Source organism: Stenotrophomonas sp. MMGLT7 (assembly GCF_021168555.1).
Lineage (GTDB): Bacteria > Pseudomonadota > Gammaproteobacteria > Xanthomonadales > Xanthomonadaceae > MMGLT7.
On sequence record NZ_JAJOZS010000004.1, the window covers coordinates 274,984 to 295,093 of the forward strand.

Annotated in this window: 18 protein-coding genes; 11 read left to right on the forward strand and 7 right to left on the reverse strand. The window is 71.1% G+C overall.

All coding sequences use genetic code 11. The features are described from left to right. Nucleotides 1-298 precede the first annotated feature (298 nt). Nucleotides 299-1,108: a DUF481 domain-containing protein gene (locus tag LRX76_RS07920; RefSeq protein WP_231803947.1), complete on the forward strand. Its 810-nt coding sequence runs from the start codon at nucleotides 299-301 to the stop codon at nucleotides 1,106-1,108. 332 nt (nucleotides 1,109-1,440) lie between these two features. Here the strand turns inward: LRX76_RS07920 and hemC are convergent, their stop codons facing one another. The 6 genes from hemC to LRX76_RS07950 all read right to left on the reverse strand — a co-directional run bounded on the left by hemC (nucleotide 1,441) and on the right by LRX76_RS07950 (nucleotide 8,091). Further along, on the reverse strand, nucleotides 1,441-2,358 hold the full coding sequence (gene hemC / locus LRX76_RS07925) for a hydroxymethylbilane synthase (RefSeq protein WP_231803811.1): 918 nt from the start codon (nucleotides 2,356-2,358) through the stop codon (nucleotides 1,441-1,443). Nucleotides 2,359-2,529: 171 nt separating this feature from the next. After that, nucleotides 2,530-3,252: a LytTR family DNA-binding domain-containing protein gene (locus LRX76_RS07930; protein WP_231803949.1), complete on the reverse strand. Its 723-nt coding sequence runs from the start codon at nucleotides 3,250-3,252 to the stop codon at nucleotides 2,530-2,532. A gap of 394 nt (nucleotides 3,253-3,646) precedes the next feature. Then, nucleotides 3,647-4,312 carry a carboxylesterase gene (locus tag LRX76_RS07935; RefSeq protein ID WP_231803813.1) on the reverse strand — a complete coding sequence of 222 codons (666 nt, stop codon included), beginning with the start codon at nucleotides 4,310-4,312 and terminating at the stop codon, nucleotides 3,647-3,649. Between the two features lie 54 nt (nucleotides 4,313-4,366). Beyond that, complete coding sequence (mdoH, locus tag LRX76_RS07940; protein WP_231803815.1) at nucleotides 4,367-6,289, reverse strand: glucans biosynthesis glucosyltransferase MdoH; 1,923 nt, start codon at nucleotides 6,287-6,289, stop codon at nucleotides 4,367-4,369. Nucleotides 6,290-6,530: 241 nt separating this feature from the next. Next, a complete protein-coding gene (locus tag LRX76_RS07945) occupies nucleotides 6,531-6,824 on the reverse strand; it encodes a hypothetical protein (RefSeq protein WP_231803817.1) in 294 nt (97 codons plus the stop codon). A 400-nt stretch (nucleotides 6,825-7,224) separates the two neighbouring features. Beyond that, on the reverse strand, nucleotides 7,225-8,091 hold the full coding sequence (locus LRX76_RS07950) for a LysR family transcriptional regulator (RefSeq protein ID WP_231803819.1): 867 nt from the start codon (nucleotides 8,089-8,091) through the stop codon (nucleotides 7,225-7,227). Between the two features lie 133 nt (nucleotides 8,092-8,224). Between LRX76_RS07950 and LRX76_RS07955 the strand changes: the two genes are divergently transcribed. The 9 genes from LRX76_RS07955 (at nucleotide 8,225) to LRX76_RS07995 (ending at nucleotide 18,758) form a co-directional block, all read left to right on the forward strand. Continuing rightward, nucleotides 8,225-9,151, forward strand: coding sequence for an aldo/keto reductase (locus tag LRX76_RS07955; RefSeq protein ID WP_231803821.1), 927 nt, complete (start codon nucleotides 8,225-8,227; stop codon nucleotides 9,149-9,151). A gap of 10 nt (nucleotides 9,152-9,161) precedes the next feature. Next, the gene (locus tag LRX76_RS07960) at nucleotides 9,162-10,529 is read left to right on the forward strand and encodes an MFS transporter (RefSeq protein ID WP_231803823.1); all 1,368 of its coding nucleotides are present in this window, start codon (nucleotides 9,162-9,164) and stop codon (nucleotides 10,527-10,529) included. A gap of 103 nt (nucleotides 10,530-10,632) precedes the next feature. Continuing rightward, entirely contained in the window at nucleotides 10,633-11,601 is a 969-nt protein-coding gene (locus LRX76_RS07965; RefSeq protein WP_231803825.1) for an SDR family oxidoreductase, read from the forward strand. A gap of 105 nt (nucleotides 11,602-11,706) precedes the next feature. Continuing rightward, complete coding sequence (locus LRX76_RS07970; protein WP_231803827.1) at nucleotides 11,707-12,426, forward strand: SDR family oxidoreductase; 720 nt, start codon at nucleotides 11,707-11,709, stop codon at nucleotides 12,424-12,426. Then, a complete protein-coding gene (locus LRX76_RS07975; protein ID WP_231803829.1) occupies nucleotides 12,423-13,682 on the forward strand; it encodes an MFS transporter in 1,260 nt (419 codons plus the stop codon). Before LRX76_RS07970 ends, LRX76_RS07975 begins: the two co-directional genes overlap by 4 nt. Nucleotides 13,683-13,926: 244 nt before the next feature. Next, nucleotides 13,927-14,712: an antibiotic biosynthesis monooxygenase gene (locus LRX76_RS07980; protein WP_231803831.1), complete on the forward strand. Its 786-nt coding sequence runs from the start codon at nucleotides 13,927-13,929 to the stop codon at nucleotides 14,710-14,712. Between the two features lie 156 nt (nucleotides 14,713-14,868). Next, nucleotides 14,869-15,924: an SDR family oxidoreductase gene (locus LRX76_RS07985; RefSeq protein ID WP_231803833.1), complete on the forward strand. Its 1,056-nt coding sequence runs from the start codon at nucleotides 14,869-14,871 to the stop codon at nucleotides 15,922-15,924. Between the two features lie 66 nt (nucleotides 15,925-15,990). Continuing rightward, nucleotides 15,991-17,304 carry a sorbosone dehydrogenase family protein gene (locus tag LRX76_RS07990; RefSeq protein WP_231803835.1) on the forward strand — a complete coding sequence of 438 codons (1,314 nt, stop codon included), beginning with the start codon at nucleotides 15,991-15,993 and terminating at the stop codon, nucleotides 17,302-17,304. 53 nt (nucleotides 17,305-17,357) lie between these two features. Then, a complete protein-coding gene (locus tag LRX76_RS07995) occupies nucleotides 17,358-18,758 on the forward strand; it encodes an MFS transporter (protein WP_231803837.1) in 1,401 nt (466 codons plus the stop codon). Nucleotides 18,759-18,809: 51 nt separating this feature from the next. On the opposite strand, the gene LRX76_RS08000 is transcribed toward LRX76_RS07995, so the two are convergent. Beyond that, on the reverse strand, nucleotides 18,810-19,037 hold the full coding sequence (locus tag LRX76_RS08000) for a hypothetical protein (protein ID WP_231803839.1): 228 nt from the start codon (nucleotides 19,035-19,037) through the stop codon (nucleotides 18,810-18,812). 116 nt (nucleotides 19,038-19,153) lie between these two features. Between LRX76_RS08000 and LRX76_RS08005 the strand changes: the two genes are divergently transcribed. Further along, on the forward strand, nucleotides 19,154-19,954 hold the full coding sequence (locus LRX76_RS08005; protein WP_231803841.1) for a MipA/OmpV family protein: 801 nt from the start codon (nucleotides 19,154-19,156) through the stop codon (nucleotides 19,952-19,954). The last annotated feature ends 156 nt before the right edge of the window (nucleotides 19,955-20,110 follow it).

Sequence of the window (20,110 nt, forward strand, 5' to 3'; positions counted from 1 at the left end):
GCGTCCCCATCCAGTACCAGCCCGCATCGGTCCGGCGATCGGCCAGGAGAACAGGAGAATCAGGAGAAGGAGAGCCCCCCTGCCCGGACCGGCGTGCCGGCACCTCGGATGGCCCTGCGCAACGCCGCCGCCCTCCGGCCGCAGCGCCCGCCGCACGGCCCGCAGTCCGCGATGGCACCCGCCCGACAGCGCCTGCGCCCAGGTCCCGGGCCCCGAACGGACAGTGAAACGCGGCGGCCCCGGGAGCGGCCGGGCAAGGCCCTTCGGCTATGATGGAAGCGATTCCACCCCCATTTTCCTGTCGAGAGCCCTGCCCATGTCGCGCCGCGTTTCCCTGTTGGCCCTTTCCCTGTTCTGTTCCACCGCCGCCTGGGCACAGGAACCGCAAGTACCCACCGATCCGGCCGCCGCGATCACGCCCTCGCCCTGGTCGGGCAGCGGCGGCGAACTGGGCTTCGCCTCGGCCCACGGCAACAGCACGACCGAGAGCCTCAACGCCAAGCTCAGGGCACGCTATACCGACGGCGACTGGATCCACAGCCTCGACCTGACCGGCCTGCGCTCCAGCGCCACCTATACCCGCACCAACGACGACGGCAGCATCGACCGCTACAGCCAGACCACCTCGAACCGCTACACCGGCGCGGCCGGCAGCGCCCTGCAGCTGGGCGAGCACCGCCAGCTCACCGCCACGCTGCGCTACGAGCGCGACGACTTCGCCACCTACGACCGCGTCGCCACCTTCGGCCTGGGCTACGGCACCCGCCTGATCGACGGCGAGAAGATGTACCTGGACGCGCAGATCGGCCCCGGCGTGCGGCGTGCCCACGACGCCGTCGAGGACCGCGACGAGAACGGCCTGATCGGCCGCGGACTGTTCGACTTCAAGTACGCCATCACCGGCAACACCGACCTGCTCAACACGCTGCTGGTGGAATCGGGCGAGTACAACACCTTCGCGCAGAACGACCTGGGCGTGTCGGTGGCGATGAACAACCACTTCGCGCTCAAGGCGGCCTGGCAGATGCGCCACAACAGCCAGGTCAGCGAGGGCAGCAAGAGGACCGACACCCTGACCACGGTCAACCTGGTCTACACCTTCAAGTGACGCCGGCGCCAGGCGCCGGCTTCTGCAGCCCGGCAACCTGCCGGGCCGCGAGGCCCGCCGGGCGATCAGGCATCCACGCCACCTCCTGCGGAAGCGCTGCCGCAACCAGTGCCCTCGGCACAATGCACAGGTAAGGACTGTAGGAGCGACTTCAGTCGCGATCGGGCTCTACCGGTAAAGCTCCATCGCGACTGAAGTCGCTCCTACAGCCTCCTACATCCCCCTACGGCTCCCTACAGTACAGCCGCCTGCAGCCGCTGCTGCACGGGCTTGCGAGCCCCGCCCTGCCGCCCCAGGTCGGCATGCGCTGCATCCAGCCCGGAGAACAGGCGCTAGCGCCCGGCCGCAAGCAGTTCGCCGGCGCCTGTATCCAGCAGCTTCGCGGCGACCTTTCGCCCCAGTGCCTCCGGATCGCCGGCCGGGCCTTCGTCCTGCGCGCGCACCAGGCGGCCGTCGGCCACCCCGCCGACCAGCCCCTGCAGCTGCAGCCGGTCTTCCCGCAGTTGCGCGAATGCGGCCACCGGCACATGGCAGCTGCCGTCCAGGGCGCGGTTCATCGCCCGCTCGGCCTCGACGCAGCAGCGCGTGGGCGCATCGTCCAGCGCCGCCATCAGCGTATGCACGCCGGCATCCTCGCGGCGGCATTCCACCGCGATCGCGCCCTGCGCCGGTGCCGGCAGCCAGTCCGGCGCGTTCATGCGCCCGGTGATGCGCGGCTCCAGGCCCAGCCGCTGCAGGCCGGCGCAGGCCAGCACAATGGCGTCGTAGCCGCCGTTGTCGAGCTTGGCCAGGCGCGTGTTGACGTTGCCGCGCAGGTCCAGCAGCGCCAGGTCCGGGCGCCGCGCGCGCAGCTGCGCCTGGCGCCGCAGCGACGAGGTGCCCACGCGCGCGCCGATCGGCAGCACCTGCAGCGAGGCGTAGAGGTTGGAGACGAAGGCGTCGGCCGGGTCGGCGCGGGCCAGGATCGCCGGCAGCGCGAACGGCGGATCCAGCTCCATCGGCACGTCCTTGAGCGAGTGCACCGCGCAATCGGCATCGCCGCGCAGCATCGCCAGCTCCAGTTCCTTGAGGAACAGCCCCTTGCCGCCGATCGCCGCCAGCGAGCGGTCCAGCACTTCGTCGCCGCGCGTGCTCATCGGCACCAGCACCACGTCCAGACCGGGCCAGGCCTGGCGCAGGCGGTCGGCGACATGCTCGCTCTGCCACAGGGCGAGCGGACTCTTGCGGGTGGCGATGCGCAGGGTTTCCATCCGAGCATTATCGCGGAACGCGGCGTTTTCTGGCGTGCCGCGAAGGCCGCCCCGGAACCTGCAGGAGCGACGTAGGTGCGACGTAGGTGCGACGTAGGAGCGACTTCAGTCGCGATGGGCTCTACCGGTACAGCCTCATCGCGACTGAAGTCGCTCCTACAGAGGTCGTTCCTATGGAAGATGGCGCAGTTGCTGCCGCAGCGTGCTCACGCAGCGCCGGCTCACCTCGAGCGGCTCGCCGCCGTGGCGAAGCAGCGCGTGGACCCGGCCGTCGTTGTCGCGCCGGAGCTCGCGCAGTTCCTCGCGCGCCACCAGGCAGCTGCGGTGGATGCGGACCAGGCGCTGGGAGAACTCCTCCTCCAGCGAGCGCAGCGATTCCTCGATCAGGTCCTGCCCGCCGGCGTGGTGCACCACCACGTACTTCTCCTCGGCCTGCAGGTAGCGGACGTCCTCCAGCGGGATCAGCCGCAGGCTGCCGCGCAGGCGCGCGCACAGGTGGGTGCGCGCACGCTCGGCAGGCACGGCGGGGCCGGCGGTACGCCCGGCCAGGAAGGTGCGTGCGCGCTGCAACGCCGCGGCCAGCCGCTCGCGGCGTACCGGCTTCATCAGGTAGTCGATGGCCGCCGCATCGAATGCGGACAGCGCGTACTCGTCGTAGGCGGTGCAGAACACCACCGCCGGACGCGCCCGGAAAGTGGAAAGGTGGCGCGCGGCCTCCAGCCCGTCCATGCCCGGCATGGCGATGTCCAGCAGCACCAGCTCGGCATTGCATTCGGCACAGGCCTGCAGCGCCTCCATGCCGTTGCCGGCCTCGGCCACGATCTCGACTTCCGGGTCCGCCGACAGCAGCACGCGCAGGCGCTCGCGCGCCAACGGCTCGTCGTCGACGATCATCACTCTCACGGGCGCTCCCCTCGCTTCGGCGGCAGTGTGATGTCGCCGGAATAGTAGCCTGCGCTCCGGCCGCCCGCCATCCTCGCGCGCCGGCACCGGCGCCCGCGAAGGTTTCGCCGGCTGCCGGGAACGAAGGCCCACGGCGCATCAGGATTCCACCACATCCCGGATCGAGGCTTGCGCGCTGAATCTCTCCTCGTTCCCGCGCAAGCGCACTGCTGTCATGGGAGCACACGGGACCGATGCCCTCCCGCCATGACGGCGGGCCCCATGCCGGGGAGACCCAAGGCGCGTCGTCCCCGCGAAGGCGGCGAGCCAGCGCCTCGTACCGCGAAGGGTGGAGCGGACCGCACACTGGGCCTCGCAACCCGGACGGCGCCTGCCGCCCGCGTCGCTAGCCGGCGGCCAGGCGCTGATCCATCCATTCGCGAAGGGCGTCGATCTCCTCCGCGCACACCTGGTGGCCCATCGGGTAGCGCTGCCACTGCACCTCGAAACCCAGCGTGCGCAGCGCCGCGACGCTGGTCTCGGCATAGGCCAGCGGCACCACCGGATCGCCCAGGCCATGGGCCATGAACACCGGCTGCGACAGCGCCTGCGGCTGCAGGTGGTTCCCGGCATGGGCGGCATCGGGCAGGTAGGTGGACAGCGCGATCAGGCCGGCCAGCGGCTGCGGCTGGCGCAGGCCGGCGGCCAGGGCGATCGCCCCGCCCTGCGAGAATCCGGCCAGCAGCACGTGGTCGGCGGCGATGCCGCGCTCGTGCTCGCGCTGCAGCAGCTGCTGCACGTGGACGATCGATTCCTCCACGCCGTCGACATCGGCGCGCGAGGCGAAGTCCAGCCCGGCGATGTCGTACCAGCCGCGCATGCGCATGCCGTTGTTGATGGTGATCGGGCGCACCGGCGCATGCGGGAACACGAAGCGCAGCGCGGGCCACTGCGGGCGCACCAGTTCCGGCACCAGCGGCGCGAAATCATGGCCGTCGGCACCCAGTCCGTGCAGCCACAGCACCGACCACCGCGGCGCGGCACCGGTTTCGCGTTCAATGGTTTCCAGCATCCAGGTACTCCCCAAGCATCGACGCCGGGCATTATGCCTGCGCGGCGTGGCGTGTCAGGAGGCCGGCAGTGCCTGCGCCATCGCCTCGCGGCGCAGCTGCGCCGCACGCACCAGCACCGCGGGCGGCCGCGTCTCCTCGGGAATGCTCAGGAAGCGATGCCGCTGCAGCCACTGCCCCGGCGCGCGCGAGGAGGTCAGCGCCACCACCGGCACGGCCAGGACCATGCCCAGCACCACCGGCGACATCCAGGCCGCCAGCGGCGGCGACACCGCCAGCGCGATCGCGCCGATCATCGCCCCGAACAGGCTCAGGCCGCCGTAGCTCTTCAGCAGCGCGATCCAGGAAACCCGGCCGTCGTCGCGCTGCTGCGCATCCCAGCCCGAATCGCGCCCGGCCAGCACCTCGGCCACGCCGCGCGACTGCACGTACATCACCACCGGCGCCATCAGCGCGGCCAGCAGCGTTTCCAGCAGCATGCTCAGGAAGGCGCGCACCGTGCCGCCGCAACCGCGGCGCTCGTCGTCGTCCAGAAGCATGGTCAGGTAGCCCAGCAGCTTCGGCGCCAGCAGCACCGCCATGCTGGCGACGAACAGCCACAGCACCCGCGTCTCGTCCTGCCGGTGCCAGTAGTGCGCCGGCGAGAACGGCAGGTGCACCAGTTCCGCCAAGTCGGGGGCGTTCTGCTGCAGCGGGATGGCGATGCCGATCAGCATCATCATCGCCCACATCGGCGAGGTGAAGTAATGGGCGATGCCGACCAGCATGTGCACGCGGCTGATCCAGTGCAGGCCGCGGCTGCCGAGCACCTTGGCGTGCTGCAGGTTGCCCTGGCACCAGCGGCGGTCGCGCACCAGCAGGTCGGTGAGCGTGGGCGGGCCTTCCTCGTAGCTGCCCTGCAGGTACGGCACCATGTGGATCGCCCAGCCGCCGCGCCGCATCAGCGCGGCCTCGACGAAATCGTGGCTGAGCACGTGGCCGCCGAACGGCTTGCGCCCGGGCAGCGGCGGCAGGCCGGCCTGCTCGGCGAAGGCGCGGGTGCGGATCACCGCGTTGTGGCCCCAGTAGTTGCTCTCCGAGCCCTGCCACCAGGCCACGCCGTAGCCGATCACCGGGCCGTACACGCGGCCGCCGAACTGCTGCATGCGCGCGAACAGGGTGTTGCCGCCGACCACGGCGGGCAGGGTCTGGATCAGGCCGACGTCGGGGTTCTCCTCCATGCCGGCGACCAGGCGCACGATGGTGTCGCCGGTCATCAGGCTGTCGGCGTCCAGGATCAGCATCTGCGGGTAGCCGCCGCCGAAACGCCGCACCCAGTCGGCGATGTTGCCGGCCTTGCGGCCGCCGTTGTCGGCACGGCGGCGGTAGAAGATGCGCCCCTGCCCGCCGGTGCGCTCGCACAGCTGTGCGTAGACGCGCTCCTCGGCCTGGCCGATGTCGGCCCGGGTGGTGTCGCTGAGCACGAAGAAATCGAAGCGATCCAGTTGCCCGGTCGCCTCCACCGACTCGTAGATCGCCTGCAGGCCGGCCATCATCCGCCGCGGGTCCTCGTTGTAGGTGGGCATCAGCAGCGCGGTCCTGCTGTGCAGCACCGGCAACGGCGCCGCCGGATCGATGCCGAGCTTGCGCCCGGCGCCGAACAGCACGGTCAGGAAGCCGGCCAGCGAGCTCAGGAACGAGAGCGCGATCCAGCCGAACAGCATCACGAACAGCACCAGCAGGCACGCTTCCAGCACGCTGGTGCCGCCGGCCTGCAGCACGTTCCACATCAGCCAGGCGGCGGTGGCGGTCATCGCCAGCGTGCCGCCGAACAGGTACAGCCGGCGCAGCAACATGCCGGCCGGCTCGGTACGCTGCCGCCGCTGCTGCAGCCGTCCGCGGTTGAGCGTCTGCTCGGGCATCGCCAGCACGGCCTCGGCCGGCAGCACCGCCAGGCCGGCATCGAGGACCTGCGGTGCGGTGGGGGTCGCTGTCGTCATGCGCGCCTGGCCTGTCGAGCCTGGAGAACGGATTTGCCCCCGAAGCGGGCCGGACCGGGCGAAGGTTGCGTGCGACGGGCGCATCGAGGAGTGCGCCGCGGCTCTAGCGTCCGGACCTGACCGTTATTGCTTGCAAACACACACTCTCCTGGCTGCGGCAGATGGGCTGGCGCAGTCTAGAGCCAAATACGTAAGAAAGACGCAAAGCCATCCCTTGCGGGGCCGCCGGCCGGGCCGGCGATCAGCCCTGGCGCGACCGCTCCTGGCCTGCCTCGATATGGGTCCATACGTTGCGGGCGAGCCATGCGGCGCGTTCCCAGGGCACCCGCGGCAGCGGCTGCATGGTTTCGAAACGCGGCTTGAACAGGCTCAGCCGGATCTCGCCATCGAGGTCCGGATAGGCCAGCAGCGCATCGCAGGAGGCCTTGATGATGGGCACGTAGTCGCCGAAGGAGTGGCCCGCCAGCTCGGCACTGCGTTCGCGCCAGTAGGCGATCTCCGAATCCACGTTGACGATCAGCGATCTTCCGCTCATGCGCGCCCGGCTCCCGTCGGCGCGTGGCCACCGGGCGACGGAACGCCTGCCGGCAAGGTCGGAAGCCGCACCGCCTGAGCATCGGCGCGCAGGCAGGGTGGCTGCAAAAGGAATGTCTGGACGAACATGGAATGCCCTCGTCTGAATGCTCCATTGTTCGCAGCAAAGCGATGAACCCACCGTCAAAACAGGCGTTGCGGGCGGCGCAGTCGGCAGCGCTGCGCCTTAACAGTTCATCCGCTTTGCGCCGGCTAACGGACGCAGCGGCATGAGCGATGCCGGCAGATCCGGCGTCGCGGGCGTTCCGGCGGACGCGTGTGCCGCAGGTTTCCCGGCATCTTCGCCAACGGCGGCGATTCCATCGCGATGCCGCATGCCGCCGCCGTTGGCGACACGCGCATCACCCCGGCGTGACCAGGTGCGCGGCCAGGTAGTCGAGGAACGTGCGCACGCGCGGGGCCAGGTGGCGGCTGTGCGGATAGACCGCGTGCAGCGGCGCGGCCGGGATCGGGTAGTCGGCCAGTACCTGCACCAGCCGTCCCGCCTCCAGGTCCTCGGCCACGTCCCAGATCGACTTGCGCGCGATGCCGTGTCCATCCAGCGCCCAGCGATGCACGACCTCGCCGTCGTTGGCCGCCAGCCGCGCGACGATCCGCAGCGTCACCGGGTTCTCGCCCTCGAAGCGCCAGTCGGCCTGGGCCTGCAGCCCGATGTGCAGGCAGCGGTGGGCGAGCAGATCGGTCGGATGGGCAGGCACGCCGTGGCGCTGCAGGTAGGCCGGGGACGCGCACAGCACGCGATGGTTGGGCGCCAGCGGCCGCGAGATGTACGACGAATCGTCCAGCCCGCCGAAGCGGATGGCCACGTCGGTGCCCGACTCCACCAGGTCGAGCAGCGCGTCGGTGAGGTCGAGCTGGGTGTGCAGGCCGGGATGCAGGGCGCTGAAGTCCGCCAGCAGGGGGGCGATCCGCCGCCGTCCCAGCGCGAGCGGCGCGGTCACCCGCAGGTTGCCCGACACGGTGGCGCTCTGCCGCGACAGCTGCTGCTCGACCTGCTCCAGGTCGGCCAGGACCTGCAGCGCGCGCCGGTAGAGCAGTTCGCCCTCCTCCGTCAGCGACTGCCGCCGCGTGGTCCGCCGCAGCAATCGCACCCCCAGGCAGGCCTCGAGGTGGCGGAGCCTGCGGCTGGCCGCCGGCAGGGTGATCCCGGTCGCGCGCGCCGCCGCGGACAGCGAACCGGCGTCCACGACGCTTACGAACAATCGCAACGAAGCAAGGTCATCGATCGCCATCATTGTTACCCATGAGGACAAGAGATCATTAACGCAAGCGGCAATTATTGACGCCAATAGCCAATATAGACTGCTTCGAAAGCCTACCCGACCCCCAAGGAGTGCGCCCATGCCATCCCGACGTCGCTTCCTCTCCGGCCTTGCACTGGCTTCCGCAAGCCTCGCCTTCGCCCGTCCGTCGCTGTCGCTGGCGGCCGCCCCGGCGGGCTCCAACGCCCTGCAGACCCGGCCGATCCCCTCCAGCGGCCAGCGCCTGCCGGTGATCGGCATGGGCAGTTCGGGCAGCTTCGAGGTCGGCGCCGGCGCCGCCGAGCGCGATCCGCTGAAGGAGGTGCTGCGGCGCTTCTTCGCCGGCGGCGCCACGGTGATCGACACCGCGCCCGGCTACGGCAGCGCCGAAGGCGTGATCGGCGACCTGGTCGCGGAACTGCAGCTGCGGCCGCGCACGTTCCTGGCCACCAAGATCGGCGCCACCGGGCGCGAGGCCGGGCTGGCGCAGTTCCAGCGCTCGCTGCAGCTGCTCAGGACCGACAAGGTGGAACTGCTGCAGGTGCACAGCCTGCAGGACTGGCGCACCCAGTTCGCGCTGATCGAGGAACTGAAGGCGCAGGGCAAGACCCGCTACACCGGCCTGACCCATTTCGTGGACGGCGGCCACGACGAACTGGCCGAGGTGGTGCGTGCGGTCAAGCCGGACTTCCTGCAGGTCAACTACTCGGTGGTCTCGCGCAACGCCGAGCGGACGGTGTTCCCGGTCGCGCAGGAACTGGGGGTGGCGGTGCTGATCAACCGCGCCTTCGAGGACGGCAAGCTGTTCTCGCAGGTGCAGGGCAAGGCGCTGCCGGCGTGGGCGGCGGAGGCCGGCATCACCTCCTGGTCGCAGGCGTTCCTCAAGTTCGCGCTGAGCCATCCGGCGGTGACGGCGGTGATCCCGGCCACCGGCCGCCCCGACCGCCAGAGCGACCAGCTGCTGGCCGGCCACGGCCCGGACCTGAGCGAGCAGCAGCGCCAGTCCCTGATCGCACTGTTCGCCTGAGGCCGCCGCGATGAACACGCGGCCATCGAACGGCAACGCCTTCGTGCGCCTGGTCTCGCGCCTGTTCGACGTGGCGCCGGGCGAGGCGCCGGCGGTGGCGGCCGGGCTGGTGATGTTCTTCCTGCTGTTCGCCGGCTACTTCATGCTGCGGCCGGTGCGCGAGACCATGGGCGTGGCCGGCGGCGTGGAGAACCTGCAGTGGCTGTTCACCGGCACCTTCGTCGCCACCCTGGTGGCGTTGCCGCTGTTCGGCTGGCTGGCCTCCAGGGTCTCGCGGCGGCGGATCGTGCCGTGGACCTACGCGTTCTTCGTGGTGAACCTGCTCGGCTTCGCCGCCGGGCTGGCATGGTCGCCGGACAGCGTGTGGGCCGCGCGTGCGTTCTACATCTGGCTGTCGGTGTTCAACATGCTGGCGATCTCGCTGGCCTGGAGCGTACTGGCCGACGTGTTCGCCACCACCGAGGCCAAGCGCCTGTTCGCGCTGATCGCCGGCGGCGCCAGCCTGGGCGGGCTGGCCGGGCCGATCCTCGGCACCGTGCTGGTGGCACCGCTGGGACACGCGGGACTGCTGGTGCTGTCGGCGGCGCTGCTGGCGATCAGCGCCGGCGCCGCGGTCTGGCTGCATGCCTGGCGCGACCGCAATCCGCTGCCGGCCGGCAGCATCGCCGACAGCAGCGAACAGCAGCGGCGCCGGCCGCTGGGCGGCAACCCGTTCGCCGGCGCCACCGCGGTGTTCCGCTCGCCCTACCTGCTGGGCATCGCCGCGTTCGTGGTGCTGCTGGCCAGCGTCACCACCTTCCTCTACTTCGAGCAGGCGCGGATGGTGGCAGAGCACTTCCCCGACCGTACCCGCCAGACCCAGGTGTTCGGCCTGATCGACACCGTGGTGCAGACGCTGTCGCTGCTGACCCAGTTCTTCCTGACCGGGCGCATCGCCAAGAAGCTGGGCGTGGGCGTGCTGCTGACGGTACCGGCGCTGGCGATCGCCGCCGGCTTCCTGTGGCTGGCGTTGGCGCCGGTGTTCGCGGTGTTCGTGGTGGTCATGGTGGTGCGCCGCGTGGGCGAGTACGCGCTGGTGCGGCCCGGCCGCGAGATGCTCTACACGGTCATGCCGGCCGAGCAGAAGTACAAGGCCAAGAACTTCATCGACACGGTGGTCTACCGCGGCGGCGACGCCGTCAGCGGCTGGGTCAAGCGCGGCCTGGACCTGATCGGCGAACATCCGGCGCTGGCGATGTTCATCGGCGCCGCGATCGCGCTGGCCTGGGCGGGCGTAGGCGGCGGCCTGGGGCGCTGGCAGCGCCGGCTCGAGCAAGCGGAGCGGGACGGACGATCGCCGCCGCCGTCACCGGCGACCACGCAGGAGCGGCCGGCATGAAGCCATCACCTCGCCGAACACGGCGGCCGCCGTCCCGTGTCGCCATGGCGTCCGCCGCCGGCACTGGCAGCGGGCGGATCGTACATTCCTGCGGAGACTCACGATGACCACCGGCAATGAACCCGGCAATGAACAAAGACGTTCGCTGATGATCGGCGGCCTTGCCGCGGCCGCGGGGATCGCCGCCCTGGGCACGGGTGCCGCCGCCGCGCAGGCGCCGTCGCGACCGGCGCCGGAGCGGCTGCCGCTGGCGGGCAGGGTCGCGTTCGTCACCGGCGCCGCTCGCGGCATCGGCCGCGCGAGCGCGCTGGCGCTGTCCCGCGCCGGTGCCCGCGTCGCCCTGGTCGACATCGGCGACGCCGACGCGATGCTGTCCGAGATCGGCTATCCGCTGGCGTCGCGCGAGGAACTGGAGGCAAGCGCCGCCGCGGTGGTGGCGGCGGGAGGCGAGGCGATCCCGCTGCTGGCCGACGTCCGCGACATCGCGCAGCTGCGCGCGGCCGTGGACGAGACGCTGCGCCGCTTCGGCGGCATCGACATCGTCGCGGCGATCGCCGGCGTCGGCGTCCAGGACGACGACTTCGCCCACTACGATCCCGAGCGCACCCGGCACGTGATCGACGTCAACGGCGTCGGCGTGCTGAACACCGTGCACGCCGCCTGGGAACCGCTGAAGCGTTCGGCCGGCGGCGGACGGGTGGTGGTGCTGAGTTCGCAGGCCGCGCGCATCGGCGAGGCGCTGCCGGCCTATGGCACCTCCAAGTTCGCCGCCACCGGCGTGGTGAAGAACCTGGCGGTCGCGCTCGGCCCGGACAACATCCGCGTCAACGCGCTGGCCCCGAGCATGGTGGAGACCGGGCTGCCGTACTTCCAGAACCGGCTGCCGCGCAACGAGGCATCGCGGCGCAGCCTGACCGAACGCCTGGGAAGGAACTTCGTCCTGCCCCTGCAGATGCTGGACGTGGACCTGGTGGCCGAAGGCATCGTGATGCTGGCCGGCCCCATGACCGAGGCGACGACCGGCATCACCTTCGACATCAACGGCGGGCTGACCGCGCAGACGCCATCCTGATCCAGGCGTTCGGCACCGCGACGCCGCGATGGCGCGCCTGCGGGCCGCGCCGGACCGATTTTCCCCGCAGTTTTTTGTTCAACACGAAACCGGAGTACCCCCCACATGTCTAGTTCCTTTTCCGGACAACGCGTCCTGGCCGTCGGCGGCAGCTCGGGCATCGGCGAGGCCGTCGCCACGGCGTTCGCCGGGGCCGGCGCGCAGGTCACCATCGCCTCGCGCAGCCAGGCCAAGCTGGACGCCGCCGCCGGCCGCATCGGCCACGACGTGCGCACGGCGGTGCTGGACACCAGCGACGACGCGGCGGTGGAAGCGTTCTTCGCCGGCGCCGGCAGCTTCGACCACGTCGTCGTCAGCGCCGCGCAGACGCCGGGCGGACCGGTGCGCCAGCTTCCGCTGGAGGATGCGTACAAGGCCATGCAGAGCAAGTTCTGGGGTGCCTACCGGGTGGCGCGTGCGGCCGGCATCGCCGAGCGCGGGACGCTGACCTTCATCTCCGGCTTCCTCAGCGTGCGCCCGGGCAACTGGGTGCTGCAGGGTGCGATCAACGCCGCGCTGGAGTCGCTGGGCCGCGGCCTGGCGCTGGAACTGGCGCCGCAGAAGGTCCGCGTCAACACCGTCTCGCCGGGCATGATCGCCACCCCGCTGTGGGGCGGGATGGACGAAGCCGCGCGCCAGGCCATGTACGACAAGGCCGCGGCCACGCTGCCGGCGCGGGTGATGGGGCAGCCGCAGGACATCGCCAACGCGGTGCTGTTCCTGGCCGCCACGCCCTATGCCACGGGCTCGACCGTGCTGGTCGACGGCGGCGGCGCGATCGCATGAGTGACGCATCCCTGCACGCGGCCGCCAGCGACAAGGCGCACGCCGACGGCACGCCCGCCCGCGGCGCACGCATGCCGCCGGCGATCTGGGCGCTGGCGCTGGGCACCTTCAGCATCGGCGTCACCGAGTTCGTGGTCGCCGGGCTGCTGCCGCTGGTGGCCGACGAGTTCGGCATCTCGGTGTCGCTGGCCGGCAACCTCGCCACCAGCTACGCGCTGGGCGTGTTCTTCGGCGCCCCGGCCGTGGTCATCCTCGGCAACCGGCTGCCGCGCAAGGTGCTGCTGGTGCTGGTGATGGGCCTGTTCGTGCTCGGCAACCTGGTCACCGCCGCGGCGCCGGGGTTCGGCTGGGCGCTGGTCGGGCGGGTGATCACCTCGATGACCCACGGCGCCTTCGTCGGCATCGGCGCGATCATCGCCAGCGCCCTGGTGGCGCCGGAACGGCGCGCCACCGCCATCGCGCTGATGTTCACCGGCATGACCCTGGCCAACCTGGTCGGCATCCCCGCCGGCACCTGGCTCGGCCAGGCGGTGTCCTGGCGCGCCACCTTCTACGCGATCGCCGCGATCGGCGTGGCGACCGCGCTGGCGATCCTGGTCTGGGTACCGGGCGACGGCCAGCGCCGCAATCCGCCGCGCCTGGCACGCGAGCTGGCGGCCTTCGCCGACCGGCGGGTGCTGATGTCGATGGCGATCACCGTGCTCGGGCCCGCCGCATTCTTCACCTCGATCACCTACATCGCGCCGATGATGCGCGAGGTCGCCGGCTTCGGCGAGAACGGCGTGAGCGGCATCCTGTTCCTGTTCGGGCTGGGCCTGTTCCTCGGCAACCTCGCCGGCGGCAAGCTCGCCGACCGCGCGCTGATGCCGGTGCTCTACGCCACGCTGGCCGGCCAGGCGCTGGTGTTGCTGGCCTTCTACTTCCTGGCCGAGAGCCGGGTGGCCTCGGCGATCTGCGTGTTCCTGATGGCGGCCTTCGGCTTCGCCACCGTCTCGCCGATCCAGAAGCTGGTGATGGAAAAGGCCGCCGCCGCGGGCGCGCCGAACCTGGCCTCGTCGGTCAACATCGGCATGTTCAATCTCGGCAACGCCATCGGCGCGGCCTTCGGCGGCTTCGTGATCGCGCACGGCTTCGGGCTGGCATCGCCGAACTGGGCCGCGGCGCTGCTGTCGACCGCGGCGCTGGCGGTGGCCCTGTGGCTCGGCCGCGGCGAGCGCCGCGGCGGCGACCTGTCCGTGCCGGCGAACGCGAGCTAGGGCGCCACACCGACACCACCCAAGACCCAGGAGATGTACCGCATGGAATCCCGGATCGACACGCCACGCAGATCGCCGCCGGCCGCGTCCGGCACGCGCCGGACGCCCGGCATTTCCCATGTGGTCGCCTGTGCGCGTATCCAGCGCCGGCCGCTTCCGGCACGCCCCCGCGGGCCGCTAGCGGACTCGCCTGACCGGCGCTAGCCGCGCCGCGCCTTCCCCGTTCCCACCCAGGAGATTGCCCATGTCCAGACTGCCACACCTCCCCGCCCTGGCCGCCGCGACCTCGTTCGCCCTGCTGGCCGCCTGCTCCGGCCCCGAGCAGGGCAGCGCCGCCGCCCCGCCGCCTGCCGCGACCGAGTCCGCGGCGGCGCCGGGCGATGTCGCCGAGGCACAGGACATCGCGCTGTTCGGCACCATCTCGCTGCGCCCGGACACCTACGAGACCTTCGTCGCGGTGCTGGGGGAGAACGTGCGTTCCTCGCGCCAGGAACCGGGGAACGTGTCCTTCGAGGTGTTCCGCCCCGAGGACGGTTCGCCGACGCTGCTGCTGTTCGAGCGCTGGAAGGACCAGGCCGCGATCGACACGCACATGCAGCAGCCGAACCTGAAGGCGGTGATCGAGGCGGTGCGGTCCACCGGCGCGGACGCGTCGGAAACGCACGAGCTGGTCGAAGTGCAGCCTTCCGGCGCCGCCAGCCGCCGCGCCCCCGCCGATCCGGCGACCTCGCGCAACGTGCTGGTGGTGCTGAAGGTCAAGCCCGAGGCCGAGGAGACCTTCCTGCAGGCCTGGCGCGACGTGTTCCCGCATGCGCGCGCGGCACCGGGCAACGCGGTGTTCGAGATCTACCGCGACACCAAGACGCCGCAGACCTACGTGCTGATCGAACGCTGGGACAGCGCCGAACAGCACGAGGCGCACCTGGCCCAGCCGTACTCGCTGGCGCTGGACGAGGTGCTGCCGGATACGCTGGCCGCGCCGATCGTCAACGGCCAGAACCGCTTCCTCGCCCACGGCGTGCTCGACTGACGCGCCCGGCCGCCGTCCCGTGCGGCGGCCACGCCTCCCCGGATGGAGGCAATGGCGACGGCGCGGCCTTCCGCGCCTGCAGCCCACTCCCGCAACCGGTGAACGGTCGCAGTGCTTGCGACCTCTGCAAAGACGAGAACCGAGTAGCCAACCCTCATGAGCACGAACGAAAAGAAGAAGGCCCTGGTGGCCGGCGGCCTGGGCGTGATCGGCCGCAACCTGGTCGAGTACCTGGCGCAGCAGCCGGACTGGGAGGTGCTGGGACTGTCGCGGCGCGCCGCACCGGACGGCACGCCCGGGGTCCACCTGCAGGTGGACCTGCTCGACCCGGCCGACGCCCGCGCCAGGCTCGGCGGCCTGGAGGGCGTCACCCACGTCTTCCACGCCGCCTACCAGGAACACGACGATCCGCATGCGCTGGTCGACGCCAACCTCGGCATGCTGCGCAACCTGGTGGAGGCAGTGTCGCCGTCGCCGTCGCTGCGGCGCGTGGTGCTGTACGAAGGGGCCAAGTACTACGGCGCGCACCTGGGCGCGTTCGCGACCCCGGCGCGCGAGGACGACCCGCGGCACATGCCGCCGAACTTCTACTACGACATGCAGGACTGGCTGCTCGGCACGGCCGCGGGCCGGCCGTGGGACGCGGTGGTGCTGCGCCCGGACGTGGTCTGCGGCTTCGCCATCGGCAACCCGATGAACCTGGCGATGGTGATCGCGGTCTACGCCAGCATCAGCAAGGCGCTGGGCCTGCCGCTGCGCTTCCCCGGCACCGCCACGTGCTACGGCAAGCTCGCCCAGGTGACCGACGCGGCGCAGCTCGCGCGCGGGTCGGTCTGGGCCGCCACCGAGGGCCGCGGCGGCGAGGCCTACAACCTGACCAACGGCGACGTGTTCCGCTGGTACCAGGCCTGGCATGCGATCGCGCGCTGGTTCGACATGGAGGTCGGCGAGCCGCAGACGATCCCGCTGGCGCAGTTCATGGCCGACAAGGCGCCGCTGTGGCAGTCGCTGGTGCAGCGGCACGGCCTGCAGCCGGTGCCGTACGACCAGATCGCCGCCTGGGGCTTCGGCGACTTCATCTTCCGTTGCGACTGGGACGTGATATCCAGCACCACCAGGATCCGCCAGGCAGGTTTCCACGATGTGGTCGACAGCACGCAGATGTTCCTGCGCCTGTTCGACGAGTTCCGCACCCGCAAGGTCATCCCGTGAGCACCCCCGCGCCCGGCCGCTGACCGCTCCCGAAGCAGACACAACCGAACAGGAGGTCCCATGCCCATGTCCACTCGCTCGCCCGTGCTCGCCGGCCTCTGCGCACTGTGCCTGGCGGCCCCGCTCGCCCACGCCGACACCGCCACCCCGCCCGGCAGCGGCGTCGGCCCCGGACCGGAGGTGGCCGCGCGGCTGCCGGCACCGGCGGACAACGCCGACACCGAGGTGCGCGCGCAGGTGGTCGGCTGGCCGGCGGACCGTGCGCCGCTGGCGCCGGAGGGCTTCCGCGTCACCCGCTATGCCGAGGGGCTGGACTACCCGCGCTGGATGCACGTGCTCGACAACGGCGACGTACTGGTGGCCGAGGCGCGCTCCAATCCGCGCCGCGGCCAGCGCGAGGTGCTCAACGCCGCCCGCTCGCACGGTCCCAGCGCCAACCGCATCACCCTGCTGCGCGATGCCGACGGCGACGGCGTTCCCGAAGTGCGCAAGGTGTTCGCCGTCGGCCTGAACCAGCCGTTCGGCATGCAGCAGCTCGGCGACCGGCTGTACGTCGCCACCACCGACGGCGTCTGGCGCTTCCCCTACGCCGATGGCGAGACCCGGCTGCGGCAGGACGAGGGCGAGAAGATCCTCGACCTGCCGGCCGGCGGCTACAACAACCACTGGACCCGCAACGTGGTCGCCCGTCCCGATGGCAGGAAGCTGTACGTGACCGTCGGCTCGGCCAGCAACAACGGCGAGTACGGCCTGGACGTGGAACGCCGCCGCGCCGCGATCCTGGAGATCGACCCGGACGGCGGCAACGAGCGCATCTTCGCCTCCGGCCTGCGCAACCCCAACGGCATCGACTTCGAGCCGGCGACCGGCGCGCTGTGGACCTCGGTCAACGAGCGCGACCTGATCGGCGACGAACTGGTGCCCGACTACATCACCCGGGTCCAGGACGGCGGCTTCTACGGCTGGCCGTATGCCTACTTCGGGCCCAACGTCGATAGCCGGGTGCCACCGCGCCCGGACCTGGTCGCGCGCACCCTCGTGCCGGACTTCGCGGTGGGCGCGCACACCTCGGCGATGAGCCTGCACTTCTACCGCGGCAGCAAGTTCCCCGAGGCCTACCGCGGCGGCGCCTTCGTGGCCCTGCACGGCTCCTGGAACCGCAGCACGTTCTCCGGCTACCAGGTGCTGTTCGTGCCGTTCCAGGACGGCAGGCCGAGCGGCCAGGCGCAGACCTTCCTGACCGGCTTCGTCCGCGGCGACGGCCCGCAGGTCCACGGGCGGCCTACCCACATCCTGGGCCTGGCCGACGGCTCGCTGCTGTTGACCGACGACGCCGGCGACACCATCTGGCGGATCGCCTACGCCGGTGACGAGGCATGAACGCCGGCGGCAGCTGCGCACTTGCGGACGAACGGCGCCGGGCAGCCTGAAGCATGACCGGCGCGCTGCACTTCGACCGCCGCACCGCCACCGCGCTGCTGGTGGCCGCGGTGTTCTTCATGGAGAACCTGGACGCCACCGTCATCACTACCTCGCTGCCGGCGATGGCACGCGATTTCGGCGTCGCGCCCGCGCACCTGTCGGTCGGCGTGTCGGCCTACCTGGTGGCGCTGACGATGTTCATCCCGATCAGCGGCTGGGCCGCCGACCGCTTCGGCGCGCGCCGCGTGTTCGCCTCGGCGATCGCCGTGTTCACCGCCGCCTCGCTGCTGTGCGCGGCCAGCGGCGAGCTGTGGAGCTTCACCGCCGCGCGCACCCTGCAGGGCATCGGCGGGGCGATGATGGTCCCGGTCGGGCGGCTGGTGGTGCTGCGCGACACCCCCAAGGAGGGCATCGTGCGCGCGGTCGCCATGCTCACCTGGCCGGCGCTGACCGCGCCGATACTCGGCCCGCTGGTGGGCGGCTGGATCAGCACGCACTGGAGCTGGCACTGGATATTCCTGCTCAACCTGCCGTTGGGCGCACTCGCGCTGGTCGCGGCCCTGGCGCTGCTGCGCGACGGCCCGCCGCAGCGCGCGTCCTTCGACCTGCCCGGCTTCCTGCTCAGCGGCCTCGGCTTCGGGCTGTTCATGGCCGGCATCGAGGCGGCCAGCCGCGCGGACATGCCGCACGCGCTGTCGTTCGGAACGATGATCGTCGGCGCGATGCTGCTGCTGGCCGCGGCGGCGCACCTGCATCGCGCGCCGCACCCGCTGTTCGGGCTGGCGCCGCTGGCGATCGCCACCTTCCGCGCCACCGCGGTCGGCGGCTCGCTGTTCCGTACCGCGATAGGCACCGCGCCCTTCCTGCTGCCGCTGATGTTCCAGATCGGCTTCGGCTGGAGCGCGGTACGCGCAGGCTCGCTGCTGCTGTGGCTGTTCGCCGGCAACCTGGCGATGAAGCCGGCCACGACGCGGATCATGAACCGCTTCGGCTTCCGTGCCGTGCTGGTCGGCAACGGGCTGCTGGTCGCGGCCGGTTTCGCCGCCTGCGCGCTGCTGAGCGCGGACACGCCCTACTGGCTGATCTGCGCACTGCTGTTCGTCACCGGCATGACCCGTTCGATGCAGTTCACCGCGCTCAACACCGTCGGCTTCGCCGATGTGCCGCAGGCGCAGATGCGCGATGCGACCACCTTGTTCTCGGTACTGCAGCAGATGAATGCAGGCATGGGCATCGCCGTCGGCGCACTGGCGCTGTCGGTGGCCGAATCCATCCGCGGCACCGTGCCCGGCATGGTCGCGACCGGAGATTTCCACCTGGCCTTCGGCCTGATCGCGCTGATCGCGCTGCTGGCCGTCGTCGACAGCCTGCTGCTCCCGGCCGATGCCGGATCCGAAGTGCTCACGCGTTGATCGCCGCGTCGCCGGGATACCCGATGCCTGCGAGTGGACCAGGGCTGCCCGTCACGCTTCGTGCTTGGGCGGCCGCGCATGCCCGGTGAGGCGGTTCATCACCACCGAAACGATCTTCGCGGAGCCCGCTGCCCATAGCGCCACGAACGGCACCGCCTGCCAGGACCAGGTGGATGGGAACCTCGAGGCGATCGCCAATCCGACCGCTACGGAGGCGATGAGGCACGCGTTCGCGACCAGCAGTCTCCGTCCGTCAGTCATGGCCATTGGCTTCTTCATCTCCTTCGTCCCTGATCCGGACCACCCGCATCACGGCAACGGCAGCGTACGGCGTAAGTCGCCTGTAAGTCCAAGGCCAGCAGACTGGCGAGGCCCTTCCCCGACCAGGCCTCACCATGCGCATACACGTTGCCGCAGCACTCTTTTTCTCGCCGGCCCTGGCGATCGCACAAACCGCCACCAGCACCGGCGACATCCTGGCCAGGAGCGCCGACAACCGCTGGACACTCGGAGCGGCCGTCTCCGTGCGCGACAGCCCCTATGCCGGGGAGGGAACGCGCACGAGGCCGCTGCCGCTGCTCACCTACTCGGGAGAGCGGCTGTTCTGGAACGGGCTGTCCGGCGGCGTGCACGCAGTCAGGGGCGAGCGCTTCGGCCTGGACGTCATCCTGGCGGGCCGCTTCGACGGCTTCGATATCGACGATCTCGGACGCAGCGCGCTGATCCGCAACGGCCTGGATCCGGCACTGCTCGAGGATCGCGACGACGGGCTCGATGCCGGCCTGGCGTTGAGCTGGTTCGGCCGGGCCGGACAGCTGAAGCTGCATGCGCTGGCCGACATCACCGACGCCAGCGGCGGCCATGAGTTCGGTGCCGACTACGCCTATGCCATGCGCTGGGGCAGCACCACGATCGTGCCGGGCATCGGCGTGAGATGGATGTCGCGCGACCTCGTCCGGTACTACTACGGCATCCTGGAGGAGGAGGCCGCGCGCGGAGTCGCCGCCTACCGGCCCGGTTCCGCCGTGGTGCCGCAGGTCAGCATCGGCTTCTCGCGCTCCCTGGGCGAGAAGTGGAGGCTCGTCGGCGCCGTGGACTACCGGTTCCTGCCGGACGAGATCACCGACAGCCCGCTGATCGAGCCGGACACCAGCGGCGGCGCGGGGCTGCGCATCGGCCTCACCCGCGGCTTCTGACCTGACATAGTGCTCCAGTGTCGCGACGACCATCGAATGCCGGCCCCATGCTTGCCCCGGCTCGCATCGCGGCATTGCAGGCCCTGCCGGGACAGCCAGTCCTGGCGGTGGTCCGCGCCTTGCGCTGCGAGACGAGGGCCGCACGAACGACCGGCA

Coding starts and splice junctions, on each gene's coding strand:
- LRX76_RS08005 (WP_231803841.1), top strand. CDS start 19,154: ATGCGCATACACGTTGCCGCAGCACTCTTTTTCTCGCCGGCCCTGGCG.
- LRX76_RS07990 (WP_231803835.1), top strand. CDS start 15,991: ATGTCCACTCGCTCGCCCGTGCTCGCCGGCCTCTGCGCACTGTGCCTG.
- hemC (WP_231803811.1), bottom strand. CDS start 2,358: ATGGAAACCCTGCGCATCGCCACCCGCAAGAGTCCGCTCGCCCTGTGG.
- LRX76_RS07955 (WP_231803821.1), top strand. CDS start 8,225: ATGCCATCCCGACGTCGCTTCCTCTCCGGCCTTGCACTGGCTTCCGCA.
- LRX76_RS07975 (WP_231803829.1), top strand. CDS start 12,423: ATGAGTGACGCATCCCTGCACGCGGCCGCCAGCGACAAGGCGCACGCC.
- mdoH (WP_231803815.1), bottom strand. CDS start 6,289: ATGACGACAGCGACCCCCACCGCACCGCAGGTCCTCGATGCCGGCCTG.
- LRX76_RS07965 (WP_231803825.1), top strand. CDS start 10,633: ATGACCACCGGCAATGAACCCGGCAATGAACAAAGACGTTCGCTGATG.
- LRX76_RS07980 (WP_231803831.1), top strand. CDS start 13,927: ATGTCCAGACTGCCACACCTCCCCGCCCTGGCCGCCGCGACCTCGTTC.
- LRX76_RS07970 (WP_231803827.1), top strand. CDS start 11,707: ATGTCTAGTTCCTTTTCCGGACAACGCGTCCTGGCCGTCGGCGGCAGC.
- LRX76_RS07945 (WP_231803817.1), bottom strand. CDS start 6,824: ATGAGCGGAAGATCGCTGATCGTCAACGTGGATTCGGAGATCGCCTAC.
- LRX76_RS07995 (WP_231803837.1), top strand. CDS start 17,358: ATGACCGGCGCGCTGCACTTCGACCGCCGCACCGCCACCGCGCTGCTG.
- LRX76_RS08000 (WP_231803839.1), bottom strand. CDS start 19,037: ATGAAGAAGCCAATGGCCATGACTGACGGACGGAGACTGCTGGTCGCG.
- LRX76_RS07960 (WP_231803823.1), top strand. CDS start 9,162: ATGAACACGCGGCCATCGAACGGCAACGCCTTCGTGCGCCTGGTCTCG.
- LRX76_RS07930 (WP_231803949.1), bottom strand. CDS start 3,252: ATGATCGTCGACGACGAGCCGTTGGCGCGCGAGCGCCTGCGCGTGCTG.
- LRX76_RS07985 (WP_231803833.1), top strand. CDS start 14,869: ATGAGCACGAACGAAAAGAAGAAGGCCCTGGTGGCCGGCGGCCTGGGC.
- LRX76_RS07935 (WP_231803813.1), bottom strand. CDS start 4,312: ATGCTGGAAACCATTGAACGCGAAACCGGTGCCGCGCCGCGGTGGTCG.